9 protein-coding genes are annotated in these 12,925 nt (G+C 67.4%); 7 read left to right on the top strand and 2 right to left on the bottom strand.

Annotated elements, in window-relative coordinates; translation table 11 throughout:
• The first annotated feature begins 171 nt into the window (after positions 1-171).
• From AC1DB1_RS14860 to AC1DB1_RS14835, 6 genes are all read left to right on the top strand, one after another.
• Positions 172-1,824, top strand: a complete 1,653-nt coding sequence (locus tag AC1DB1_RS14860) for an ABC transporter substrate-binding protein (RefSeq protein WP_477201354.1) — start codon at positions 172-174, stop codon at positions 1,822-1,824.
• Positions 1,825-1,909: 85 nt separating this feature from the next.
• Positions 1,910-2,734 (top strand): ABC transporter ATP-binding protein, encoded by an 825-nt coding sequence (locus tag AC1DB1_RS14855; protein ID WP_271175825.1) that lies wholly within the window; start codon positions 1,910-1,912, stop codon positions 2,732-2,734.
• On the top strand, positions 2,731-3,543 hold the full coding sequence (locus tag AC1DB1_RS14850) for an ABC transporter ATP-binding protein (RefSeq protein ID WP_477201353.1): 813 nt from the start codon (positions 2,731-2,733) through the stop codon (positions 3,541-3,543). Before AC1DB1_RS14855 ends, AC1DB1_RS14850 begins: the two co-directional genes overlap by 4 nt.
• Before the next feature lie 44 nt (positions 3,544-3,587).
• Positions 3,588-4,610 carry an ABC transporter permease gene (locus AC1DB1_RS14845; RefSeq protein WP_477201383.1) on the top strand — a complete coding sequence of 341 codons (1,023 nt, stop codon included), beginning with the start codon at positions 3,588-3,590 and terminating at the stop codon, positions 4,608-4,610.
• 2 nt (positions 4,611-4,612) lie between these two features.
• Positions 4,613-5,689, top strand: a complete 1,077-nt coding sequence (locus tag AC1DB1_RS14840; protein ID WP_373877110.1) for an ABC transporter permease — start codon at positions 4,613-4,615, stop codon at positions 5,687-5,689.
• On the top strand, positions 5,686-7,962 hold the full coding sequence (locus tag AC1DB1_RS14835) for an exo-beta-d-1,3/1,6-glucosidase (protein WP_477201352.1): 2,277 nt from the start codon (positions 5,686-5,688) through the stop codon (positions 7,960-7,962). The genes AC1DB1_RS14840 and AC1DB1_RS14835 overlap by 4 nt, the downstream gene beginning before the upstream one ends.
• Here AC1DB1_RS14835 and AC1DB1_RS14830 read toward each other — a convergent pair.
• Complete coding sequence (locus tag AC1DB1_RS14830; RefSeq protein WP_477201351.1) at positions 7,959-9,458, bottom strand: glycosyltransferase family 2 protein; 1,500 nt, start codon at positions 9,456-9,458, stop codon at positions 7,959-7,961. The two genes, AC1DB1_RS14835 and AC1DB1_RS14830, sit on opposite strands and share 4 nt — an antisense overlap.
• Before the next feature lie 101 nt (positions 9,459-9,559).
• Between AC1DB1_RS14830 and AC1DB1_RS14825 the strand changes: the two genes are divergently transcribed.
• A complete protein-coding gene (locus tag AC1DB1_RS14825) occupies positions 9,560-10,498 on the top strand; it encodes a DMT family transporter (protein WP_477201350.1) in 939 nt (312 codons plus the stop codon).
• A 15-nt stretch (positions 10,499-10,513) separates the two neighbouring features.
• Here AC1DB1_RS14825 and purL read toward each other — a convergent pair whose 3' ends face one another.
• Positions 10,514-12,886, bottom strand: coding sequence for a phosphoribosylformylglycinamidine synthase subunit PurL (gene purL, locus AC1DB1_RS14820; protein ID WP_271175820.1), 2,373 nt, complete (start codon positions 12,884-12,886; stop codon positions 10,514-10,516).
• Positions 12,887-12,925 lie beyond the last annotated feature (39 nt).

The following is a 12,925-nucleotide window of genomic DNA, read 5'->3' as shown; positions in this document are numbered from 1 at the left end:
CGTCCTCTATTTCGTGCCGCTTGCGGGCGAGCTTACCACTCAGTAACCTCGATCCAACTTGCTTTCTGACCAGTAAGCAAGTTATCGTCAGCCACATCCCGCACCACAGGGCACAACGAATGTGTCCGCCATGAAGGAGAAGCAATGAGGCTTAGGAAAACGTTAATCACGGTGTCCGCGATCGCCGCCATCAGCGCACTTGCGCTCACCGGCTGCTCATCGAACGGTTCGTCCGGGGCGAAGGCTGCGAGCACCGGCTCGCTCACCGTCGCCAAGCCGGACGGCGCGGCCATCCTCGCCACGCAGATCAACAACCCGTTCATCACGACCGGCTCCGGCATGTCGCTCGGCTACGACCGGATGATCTACGAGCCCCTCGCGATCGTGAACCCGGTCGGCAAGAACGAGACCACCCCGTGGCTCGCCTCGAAGGTCACGTGGAACTCCGACTACACGCAGCTGACGGTCACCCCGCGCGCGAACGTCAAGTGGAACGACGGCAAGCCCTTCACCGCGGACGACATCGTGTTCACGTACAACCTGATCAAGAACACCCCGGCTCTCGACCTGGGCGGCCTCAAGCTGACCGAGGTCAAGAAGGACGGCGACAACGTCGTGCTGAACTTCAGCGAGTCGAAGTTCGTCAAGCAGGGTGACGTGCTGCAGGTCGCCATCGTTCCCGAGCACCAGTGGAAGGGCATCGCAGACCCGACCAAGGACGCCGTGAAGGACGCGATCGGCACCGGTCCGTACACGATCAAGACCTTCTCGTCGCAGGGCGTCGTGCTGAAGGCACGCAGCGACTACTGGGGCGGCAAGGCTCCCGTGGCCGAGCTGAAGTACCTCGAGTACAACGACAACACCGGCCTGCTCCGCGCTCTCCAGAGCGGCGAGACCGACTGGGCGCAGATCTTCATCACCGACTACCAGAAGAACTATGTGGACAAGGACCCGAAGCACAACGTCTTCTGGGGTGCCAACGTTCTGAGCCCGGACATGATCGTGGTCAACACGACGAAGGCTCCGTTCAACGACGTCGCGTTCCGCAAGGCCGTCAACATGGTCATCGACCGCAAGGCGCACGCCGAGAAGGCGCGCAGCAACGCCGGACCGGAACTGACCAACGTGACCGGCATCCCGCAGCCGACCGGTGACCAGTACATCGCTCCCGAGTACAAGGACCAGACCTTCAAGATCGACGTCGACGGCGCCAAGAAGGTTCTGACCGACGCGGGCTACACCTGGAAGAGCGGCGCTCTCATCGACCCGTCCGGCAAGCCGGTCTCCTTCACCCTGCAGGACCCGCAGGGCTGGAACGACTACGTCACCGGCATCCAGCTGGTCGCGACGCAGATCAAGACCACGCTCGGCGCCGACGCGAAGGTCGCAACGCCCGACGCCGACACCTGGTTCGCCAACGTCGCCTCCGGCAACTTCGATGCCGTTCTGCACTGGACCGGCTCCGGCTCGAACCCGTGGCACATCTACGACGACGTCATGAACAGCAGCTACATCGATCAGGCTGCCGGCGGCAAGGTCTCCGACAACTTCGGACGCTACAAGAACCCCGAGGCGACCGCCCTGCTCAAGGAGTACGCACAGGCCTCCGACGACGACTCCCGCACCGCTGCGCTGAACAAGCTGCAGAAGATCTTCGTGGAGGACGTCCCGGCGATCCCGATCGGTACCCACCCGCAGCTGGCCGAGTACAACACCCGCAAGTTCACGGGATGGCCCAGCGAGAGCAACCAGTACGCGACGGCTGACCCGACGCAGCCCTCGGCGGTTCAGGTCATCATGAACCTGAAGTCGGCTGGTAAGTAAGTAACCTGCGCGTCCGGGGTGGGCGAGGGCTCTCGGCCCTCGTCCGCCCCGGACGGTCCGCGGACCGCGTGAAAGCGACATCCCCATGACAGACTCCCTTCTTTCCGTGCGCGACTTCTCGGTCGTGTACGACGTGGATCCGCCCGTCGAGGCGGTCAAGAACGTCACCATCGACATCAAGCGCGGCGAAATCGTCGGTCTCGCCGGCGAGAGCGGGTGCGGCAAGACCACACTCGCCTACGGAGTGCAGCGCCTCCTCAAGCCGCCGGCCGTCATCAGCAGCGGCAACGTCGTCTTCCACGACGAAGGCGGCGACGACATCGACATCAACGCCCTCGACGCGGAGGAGATGCGCCGCTTCCGCTGGGACAAGGTCTCCATGGTCTTCCAGGGGGCGATGAACGCTCTCAACCCGGTGGCCACCATCGGCTCGCAGCTCGAAGACGTGTTCCTGGTGCATCGCCCGGAGATGAGCCGTGCGCAGCGTCGCGCCGAGGTGAACGACCTCCTGGAGATCGTGAAGGTGGGCGCCCAGCGCCGGCGTTCCTTCCCCCACGAGCTCTCGGGCGGCATGCGCCAGCGGGTCATGATCGCCATGGCCCTCGCGCTCCGTCCGCAACTGATGGTCATGGACGAGCCGACGACCGCCCTCGACGTGCTCGTGCAGCGCGAGATCCTGAAGCAGATCTCCCAGCTCCGCCACGACTTCGGCTTCTCCGTCGTCTTCATCACCCACGACCTCCCCCTGCTGCTGGAGATCAGCGACCGCATCGCGATCATGCGCGAAGGCGAGATCGTCGAGCTGGCCGACGCGGATCAGATCTGGACGAACCCGCAGCACGAGTACACGCGCAAGCTGCTCCGGTCGTTTCCACGCCTCACCGGCGAGAGAGGGGTGGTCGTGCGATGACCACGCTCGAATTCAAGAACGTCACCAAGATCTACAACGTGCGCGGTGCGGGGCAGCTCAAGGCCCTGGACGACGTCAGCTTCACCCTCGGCCCGCGACAGACCATCGGATTGGTCGGCCAGTCGGGCAGCGGCAAGTCGACCATCGCGAAGATCCTCACGCAGCTCGAGACCCCCACCAGCGGTGACGTGCTGCTCGACGGCACCCCGATCCCCCGGTCCGGGAAGCGGCTGAGGAAGTATCGCCAGCAGCTCCGGATGGTCTTCCAGGACCCGTTCGCGTCGCTGAACCCCTCGCACTCGATCCGCCACCACATCGAGCGCCCCTTGCGTCTGGATGATGTCGTTCCGCGCAAGGAGGTCGATGACGAGGTGCGGCGTCTGCTGCACCGGGTGCAGCTGGACGCGGATGCCGTGATCGACCGGCGTCCGCACGAGCTCTCCGGCGGTCAGCGTCAGCGCGTGGCCATCGCGCGTGCGCTGGCATCGCGCCCCGCGCTGCTGGTCGCCGACGAGCCCGTGTCGATGCTCGACGTGTCGATCCGTCTCGGAGTGCTGAACCTGCTCGCCGAGTTGCAGAGCCAAGAAGGGCTCGGCGTGCTCTACATCACCCACGACCTGGCGACCGCGCGGCATTTCAGCGACGAGATCATCGTGCTCAATCAGGGCAGGATCGTCGAGCACGGACCCGCGGACGATGTCATCCTCCGGCCGCAGGACCCGTACACCCGCGAGCTCCGCGCTGCGTCCCCCGACCCCGAGAAGCACTTCGGTGCGATGGCCCCGCTGACCTCAGGAGGTGCACTGTGAGCGCCGAAGCTCCCACGACCATCGACCCGACCCTCGTCGGGACGATGGCCACGAAGACCGAGCGCCGTGGCAAGCGCGTCCCCTGGCGATTCATCGGCGGACGCGTTGGCTTCTATGCGTTCACCCTGTGGGCGGCGATCACGATCAACTTCTTCCTGCCGCGCATGATGAAGGGCGATGCAGTCTCGTCGTACATGGCACGAAGCCAGGGCCAGCTGACCCCGGATGCGGAGAAGGCGCTCCGGCTGATGTTCGGCCTGGACACGTCGGTGCCCCTCTGGCAGCAGTACCTCGACTACTGGAACATGCTCTTCCACGGCAATCTCGGTGTCTCGATCTCCACCGGCATGGCGCCGGTGGGCGATGCGATCGCCTCGGCCCTGCCGTGGACCCTCGGGCTCGTCGGCTTCGCGACGGTGATCTCCTTCCTGATCGGCACCAGCCTGGGCGCGGTGATCGGATGGAAGCGCGGTGGACGGCTGGACGTGTTCGTCCCCGTGACGACGTTCCTCGGCACCGTCCCGTACTTCTGGGTCGGGCTCATCCTGATCGCGGTGTTCTCGACGACGCTCGGCTGGTTCCCCGCCGGACACGCCTACGAGTTGGGCGTGGAACCGGGATGGAACGCCGACTTCATCTCCCAGGTGATCTCGCACGCCGCGCTCCCGATGATCACCATCGTCATCGTCTCGGTCGGCGGCTGGGTGCTCGGCATGCGCAACATGATGCTCACCGTGCTCGACGAGGACTACATCACCGTCGCGCAGGCCAAGGGCATGCCGGATCGCCGCGTGCTCTGGCGTTACGCCGCCCGCAACGCGGTGCTCCCGCAGATCCAGAGCTTCGCCCTCGCCATCGGCTTCATCGTCAGCGGCACGATCGTGATGGAGATGGTCTTCTCCTACCCAGGCATCGGCCTGCTGCTGCTCAACGCCACCAGCGCGAAGGACTACGCGCTGATGCAGGGCATCTTCCTCGTCCTGGTCCTGGCTGTGCTGGTGGCGAACATCCTCGCGGACATCGCCTACGCCATCCTCGACCCCCGCACCCATCAGACGGAGGCTTGACCATGACAACCCCCGCCCAGGAGACGACGCTCGCGCAGCCCGCAGGCGTCGGCGCCCCCGAGACCCTGGCCTTCGCCGTCGCAGGCCGCCAACGCCCCACGAAGAACACCTTCTGGTCGCAGCTGCGAGCCTCGCTCGCGATGTTCAGCAACCCCAAGTCCGCAGCCGGGCTGATCATCATGGGCGTGTTCGTGCTCGTCGCGATCTTCGCGCCCTGGATCGCTCCGTACGACCCGAACGCGCAGAATCTCGACGAGACCCTTCAGCCGCCGTCGTGGGAGCACCTCCTGGGCACGACCCACATCGGCCAGGACGTCTTCAGCCAGCTCGTCTACGGAACGCGCGGCGTGCTCGTCGTCGGGTTCCTCGCGACGATCATGGCCACGGTGGTCGCGATCATCATCGGTGTGACCGCCGGCTACCTGCGTGGCTGGAAGAGCGAATCGCTGTCGGCCTTCTCGAACGTGTTCCTCGTCATCCCCGGACTGCCGCTGATGATCATCGTCGCCTCGCAGTTCGAGGACCCGCCCCTGTGGCTCATCGCCGCCGTGCTCGGTCTGACCGGATGGGCGTGGGGAGCGCGCGTGCTGCGGGCGCAGACCATGTCGCTGCGCAACCGCGACTTCATCCAGGCCGCGCGCGCCAACGGTGAACCGCTGCACCGCATCATCCTGGTCGAGATGCTCCCGAACCTCCTGGCGATCATCGCGTCGAGTTTCGTCGGCACCATGACGGCCGCGGTCCTGGGTCTGACGACCCTCGCGTTCATCGGCGTCATCCCGGTGTCGAACCTGAACTGGGGGACCATCCTGTTCTGGGCGCAGCAGAACAACGCGTTCCCGGATTACTGGTGGTGGTACGTTCCCGCCGGCTTGTGCATCGCCCTGCTCGGCGTGGCACTGTCCCTGATCAACTTCGGCATCGACGAATACGTCAACCCCCGACTGCGCTCGGCCGGAGAGCGGGCCCGTGCGATGAAGCGCAAGGGCATCAACCTCAACGCCGCCGTCACCCAGGTGCGCACCGATACCCCCACGGCCGCTCCGGTCGGAAGAACAGTGGAGAGCACGACCGAATGACCTCGACCCTGCCATCAGCCTCCCCGGTTCTGGCATCTGGAACCCCTCCGTACCAGGACCCGGCGCTGACGACAGCCGAACGTGTCGCCGATCTCCTCGCACGCATGAGCGTGGAGGAGAAGGTCGGGCAGATGCTGCAGCTCGACGCGCGCGACGACCTGCGCGACCACATCCTGCGTCGGCACGTCGGCTCCATCCTGCACACCTCCCCGGAGCGGATCCTGGAGGCGAATCGGCTCACCGCCGAGACCCGCCTGCGGATCCCCCTCCTCGTCGGCGAGGACTGCATCCACGGGCACTCGTTCTGGCCGGGCGCCACGATCTACCCCACCCAGCTCGGAATGGCCGCGTCGTGGGATGCGGACCTGATCGAGCGGGTCGCGCGCGCCACCGCGGAAGAGGTCGCCGTGACCGGTGTGCACTGGACCTTCTCGCCCGTGCTGTGCATCGCCAGGGACCTCCGTTGGGGACGCGTCAGCGAGACCTTCGGCGAGGATCCTTTCCTCATCGGCGAGCTCGCAAGCGCCATGGTGCGCGGCTACCAGGGGAACGGACTCGACGATCCGACGGCGATCCTCGCGACGGCGAAGCACTTCGCCGGGTACTCGGAGACGCAGGGCGGCCGCGACGCGAGCGAGGCCGACATCTCACGGCGCAAGCTGCGGAGCTGGTTCCTGCCGCCGTTCGAGCGGGTGGCGCGCGAAGGATGCCGCACCTTCATGCTCGGCTATCAGAGCACCGACGGGGTGCCGATCACGGTGAACGACTGGCTGCTCAGCGAGGTGCTGCGCGGGGAGTGGGGGTACACCGGGACGCTGATCACCGACTGGGACAACGTCGGCCGCATGGTCTGGGAGCAGAAGATCCAGCCCGACTACGCGCACGCCGCCGCTGCCGCGGTGAAGGCCGGTAACGACATGGTCATGACCACGCCGATGTTCTACGAGGGCGCGCTCGAGGCGGTCGCCCAGGGGATGCTCGCCGAGGACGCCTTCGACGCTGCCGTCGCCCGCATTCTGACGCTGAAGTTCGATCTCGGACTGTTCGAGAACGCCCGCCTCCCCTCGGCCGAACTCGACACCGTGGTCGGCAGCGCGGCGCACGCCGAGCTGAACCTCGAGATCGCGCGGCGCTCGATCGTGCTGCTGGAGAACGACGGGACGCTGCCGCTCCCGTCTGAGCCCCTGCGTGTCGCGCTCGTCGGCCCGCTCGCCGACGACGCGCAGACCCAGCTCGGCGACTGGGCGGGCGGATCCGGCCAGGCCGGATGGCTCGACGGCCAGCCGCGCGAGATGATCACCACCGTGCTCGACGGTCTGCAGGCGATCGACGGCTGGAGCGTCCTGCACGCCAGGGGCGCCGACATACTGACGCTTGAAAACGACCCGCACGGCAAGACGTTCCCCGACGGGCAACCGCGACCCGCCGTCGTCGTGCCGTGCGACCCGGACCCCGTGCTGATCGACGAGGCCGTCGCCGCCGCCGAGGCGTCCGACGTGGTGGTCGCCGTGGTCGGCGACCGGATCGAGCTCGTCGGCGAGGGCCGCTCCACCGCGACACTCGAACTGATCGGCGGCCAGATCGCGCTGCTCGACGCGATGATCGCGACCGGGAAACCCGTCGTCGTGGTGCTCCTCGCCTCGAAGCCGCTCGTGCTGCCGCCGTCGGTCGCGAACGCCGCCGCCGTGGTCTGGGCAGCGAACCCGGGAATGCTGGGTGGTCAGGCGATCGCTGAGATCGTCGCCGGTCGCATCGAGCCCTCCGGCCGCCTGCCGATCTCCTTCGCCCGGCACGTCGGCCAGCAGCCGACGTACTACAACCAGATCCGCGGGCAGCACGGCGACCGGTACGCCGACCTCACCCAGGCTCCCGCCTGGGGGTTCGGCGAGGGACTGTCGTACACGAGCGTGGAGTACGCCGACCTGACCCTCGCGCGCACCGAACTCGGCGCCGGCGAGCACCTCGTGGCCGAGGTCAGCGTGAGCAACACCGGTGCACGCCCGGTGCGCGAGACCGTCCAGGTCTATGTGCGGGACACGGTGACGAGCGTCAGCTGGACGGACAAGGAGCTGAAGGCCTACCGTCAGGTCGATCTGCAACCGGGTGAGACGGCTCGGGTGCGCTTCGAGCTCCCCGTGCAGGACTTCTCGATCGTGGACGCCGCGGGAACCCGCCGGGTGGAGCCCGGTGCCTTCGAACTGCTCGTCGGTCCCTCCTCGCGTGACGCGGTGTTGCTGACGGCCGGGTTCGAGGTCGTCGCGAACGCGGCCTAGGTCTGGTTGGTGGCGACGCGACCGATCTTCTCGGTCTTGTCCCACCGCGCCTCGGCACCGCGGAGCTCCTTGACGTAGGAGTCGAACGTGATCGCGCACAGCAGTGACCCGTAGCCGGCCAGGTAGACGAGGGTGGGCGCCAGCCAGCGGCCCGCCCTCGTCACCTCGACCTTGCGGGCGAGCCACGCGAACACCATCGAGATCGGCACCCAGATGTAGATGCACAGGGTGAGCACGAAGAGCGCCGTCTCGTTCAGGGTCACACCGAACAGCCCGGGCAGCCACACCAGCATGAGCGGCGGGAACAGCGCTGTGAGCATCACGAGCATGTTGATGATCCCCGGGAACAGCAGGATATGACCGATCGCCCGTCTGCTGGTGCGGGTGTCGGTGAGCGAGCCGAGGATCAGCACGAAGATGTACGCCAGCGCCGCCGAGATCCACAGGATGCGGAAGACGGTCGTCGCGAACTCGCTCTGCAGGAACAGCAGACCGATCAGGCCGATGGACGACACGACCATGATGACCGGCAGCAGCCAGAGGCTGAACCACTCGAGCCCGAACATGACGCCGCCGAGGCGGTGCGTGCGCGACGGCCGGAACCACACCTTGCGGTAGCGCGAGGTCACGGTGGCGTTGCCGCGTGCCCAGCGCAGCCGCTGCTTCCAGAGTCCGTCGATCGCTCGCGGCTCCTCAGCGAGCACCTCGGCGTGCGGCTCGAACACCACGCGTCGGCCGTGCAGCTGCGTCTCGAACGTCGTGATCGTGTCTTCTGCGAGCGACGACGTGTCGATCTGACCGCCGATCGCGACGAGGTTCTCGCGGGTGTGCAGCTGGGCGCCGCCGGCGAGGCACGCCTGAGCGCCCAGCACGTTCTGTGCCCGGCGCGACGCGGGCTGCGACAGCACGTACTCGACGCCGATGAACTTCGTCAGGTAATTGCGGTCCTGGCTGCCCTCGCGGATGTACGCGGAGACGGCGCCGACCTCGGGGTCCGCCAGGTGGCGCGTCATCCGGCGCAGTGAGGTGGGCAGGTAGATGACGTCGGCGTCCATGATCAGGAGCGCCTCCATCCACTCGTCTTTGAGGATCTCGCGGATGCCGTGGTTGAGCGTGTGCGCCTTGCCCTCTCCGCCCTTCTCGCGGCGCAGGAGGAAGACGTTGCCCGGATACCGTTCGGCCTTCTCTCGGACGACGTCGGGCGTGGAATCGGTGCTGGCGTCGTCGACCACGAAGATGCGGAGCGCCTCGAGCGGATAGTCGAGCTTCATCAGGCGGTCGATGGACGCGCCGATCACGGCGCCCTCGTTCCAGGCGGGAACGACGATCGCCACCCGAGGCAGGTAGGGCTTGGCCTTGCCGTAGTGGTTGATGAAGGCGTGGAACGGGATCACGGCGAACACGATGAAGTTCGCGATCACCGGCACGAGCCCGGTGAGTGCCAGCACCAGGCAGATGACGACCAGCGCCCAGATCCCTACCGACAACAGAACCATCCCCGAAACCCCTCGCCGTCTTCAGCCACGATACCGCCTGCGCGGAACACGGCGTCCGAAACCCGCGTGCGGATGTCCGCGGCTGGCACTACCGTCGATACGTGAAGGTCGCACTGCAGTTCATCGCCATGGGTCTCATCTGGGGAGCCAGCTTCCTGTTCATGAAGGTGGGCCTCGAAGGGGTCGGCCCCGGGCAGGTGGTGTGGGCCCGTCTGGTGTTCGGCGCGATCACCCTCGGCATCATCGCCCTGATCACGCGCAGCAGGCTCCCGCGGGAGCCGATCGTCTGGCTGCACTTCACGGTGGTCGCGGTCACCTACTGCGTCATCCCGTACCTGCTCTTCGCGTGGGCGGAGCAGTACGTCTCGTCGAGCCTCGCGAGCATCTACAACGCGGTCACGCCGATCACCACGGCCATCCTGGTCACGCTCGCGTTCCGGGTCGAGAAGCTCAACCGCGACCAGGTGCTCGGCGTGCTCATCGGCGTCGTCGGTGTCGTGGTGGTCGTCGGTCCCTGGCAGGTCGCGGCACTCACCGGCAGCCTGTGGGGCCAGCTCGCCTGCCTCGGCGCGGTCACCTGCTACGGCTTCAGCTTCGGGTACATCCGCCGGTTCATCAGCCACCGTCAGATCTCGGCGACGTCGACCGCCGTGATGAACATCGGCATCGCCGCCGTCATCATGCTGGTGCTCACGCCCGTCATCGCCGTGGGCCCGATCACGTTCAGCTGGCCGGTGCTGCTCAGCCTGCTGGCGCTGGGGGCTCTCGGCACGGGCGTGGTCTACATCTGGAACATGAACGTGCTGCGCGCCTGGGGACCGACCGCGACCTCAGGGGTGACGTACGTGACGCCCGTGGTCGGCGTGGCGCTCGGCATCCTCGTGCTGCACGAGACGCTCAGCTGGAACGAGCCCGTCGGAGCCGTCGTCGTGCTGCTGGGCATCCTGCTCACGCAGCAGCGGGTGCGGCTGCTGACGCGACGCGCGGCGGCGGCGCCGGTGCCGGCGAGTGCGGTGGATGCCGCCTCTCGCGAGCGATAGGGAGCGGAACCGCCGCTACGCGACGACCGGCCCGAAGTGCTCGGGAAGCGTCGAACGGTGCGTCCCGCGCAGCTCCTCGAGACCGACGGTGAAGAAGTCCTGCACCTCGAGCACCGGCTGGGTGCCCACCTCGGCGTCGGTGACGCCGATGCGCAGCACGGGGAAGTCGCGTCCCTCGCACAGTCCGCGGAACTTGACGTCGTCTTCGCGCGGCACAGACACGAGCACGCGCCCGGTCGACTCGCTGAACAGGGCGGTCGCCGCGTCCACTCCGTCGCGGTCCATGATCTCGGTGAGCCAGACGCGCGCACCGACGCCGAAGCGCATCACGCTCTCGGCCAGGGCCTGCGCCAGGCCGCCGTCGGAGAGGTCGTGGGCCGAGCCGACGAGGCTCTCCAGCGACGCGGCGCGCAGCAGCTCGCCGAGCGCCCGCTCGCGGTCGAGGTCGACCGCCGGGGGACGCCCGCCGAGGTGGCCGTGCACCGTTCCGGCCCAGGCCGAGCCGTCGAGCTCTTCGCGCGTGATGCCGAGCAGGTAGATGTTGTCGCCCTCGTCCTGCCACCCGCTCGGGATGCGCCGCGCGACATCGTCGATGACGCCCAGCACACCGACGACGGGGGTCGGGAAGATCGGAGTCGAACCGGTCTGGTTGTAGAACGAGACGTTGCCGCCCGTGACCGGGATCTCGAGCTCGAGGCAGGCATCCGAGAGTCCCTCGACCGCCTGCGAGAACTGCCACATGACCTCGGGGTTCTCCGGGCTGCCGAAGTTGAGGCAGTCGGTGACCGCGGCCGGCACGGCGCCGGAGGCGGCGACGTTGCGGTAGGCCTCCGCCAGGGCGAGCTTGGCGCCCTGCTTGGGGTCGAGCTGGCAGTAGCGGCCGTTGGCGTCGGTGGCGATGGCGAAGCCGAGGCCACTCTCCTCGTCGACGCGGATCATGCCGGCGTCATCCGGGAACGCGAGGGCCGTGTTGCCGCCGACGAAGTAGTCGTACTGGTCGGTGATCCAGCCCTTGTCGGCCAGGTTGGCGCTGCCGAGCAGTGCGAGGAACTGCTCGCGCAGCTCGTCGCCCGAGGTGGGGCGAGCCAGGCGGGAGGCGCTGTCGGCCTGCAGTGCGTCGATCCAGGCCGGGTAGGCCACGGGGCGCTCGTAGACGGGGCCGTCGACCGCGACCGTGCGCGGCTCGACGTTGACGATCTCTTCACCGTGCCAGTTGATGACGAGGCGTCCGGTGTCGGTGACCTCGCCGAGAACGCTGGTCTCGACATCCCACTTGGCGGTCACCGCGAGGAAGGCGTCCAGCAGCTCGGGCTTCACGACCGCCATCATGCGCTCCTGGCTCTCCGACATGAGGATCTCCTCGGCCGTGAGAGTGGGATCGCGCAGCAGCACCTTCTCGAGCTCGATGAACATCCCGCCGTCGCCGTTGGAGGCGAGCTCGGATGTCGCGCAGGAGATGCCGGCCGCGCCGAGGTCCTGGATGCCCTCGACCAGCTTGTCGCGGAACAGCTCGAGGCAGCACTCGATGAGCACCTTCTCGGCGAAGGGGTCGCCGACCTGCACGGCGGGACGCTTCGTGGGTCCGCCGGCCGAGAACGTGTCGGACGCCAGGATGCTCGCGCCGCCGATGCCGTCGCCGCCGGTGCGCGCACCGAACAGCACGACCTTGTTGCCGAGGCCGGAGGCGTTCGCGAGGTGCAGGTCTTCGTGGCGGAGGACGCCGACCGAGAGGGCGTTGACCAGCGGGTTGCCCTGGTAGATCGGATCGAAGTAGGTCTCGCCGCCGATGTTCGGCAGGCCGAGGCAGTTGCCGTAGAACGAGATTCCCGACACGACACCGTGCACGACGCGGGCGGTGTCGGGGTTGTCGATCGCGCCGAAGCGCAGCTGGTCCATCACGGCGACGGGGCGGGCGCCCATCGAGATGATGTCGCGGACGATGCCGCCGACGCCGGTCGCAGCGCCCTGGAACGGCTCGATGTAGGAGGGGTGGTTGTGGGACTCGACCTTGAAGGTCACCGCCCAGCCCTCGCCGACGTCCACGACGCCGGCGTTCTCGCCCATGCCGACCATGAGGTTCTTCTTCATGGCGGGGGTGACCTTCTGGCCGAACTGGCGCAGGTACATCTTCGACGACTTGTAGGAGCAGTGCTCCGACCACATCACCGAGTACATCGCCAGCTCGCCGCTGGTCGGGCGGCGGCCCAGGATCTCGCGGATGCTCGCGTACTCGTCGTCTTTGAGACCGAGCGCCGCGTACGGCTGCTCCCGCTCTGGCGTGGCCGCTGCGTTGGCGACGGTGTCGACGACGTGCGCGGGCGAGGTGGTGGGGGCTTCGGTCACGCTGGCACTCTCCAAGGGTTTTCGGATGCCGGGGGAGGTCTTCATTCTACCGGCGAAGCTGGCGCGTCTTCTCCGGGCGGGAGG

This window comes from Leifsonia sp. 10N434 (genome assembly GCF_056394405.1).
This window is presented reverse-complemented; position numbering and strand designations above follow the sequence as displayed.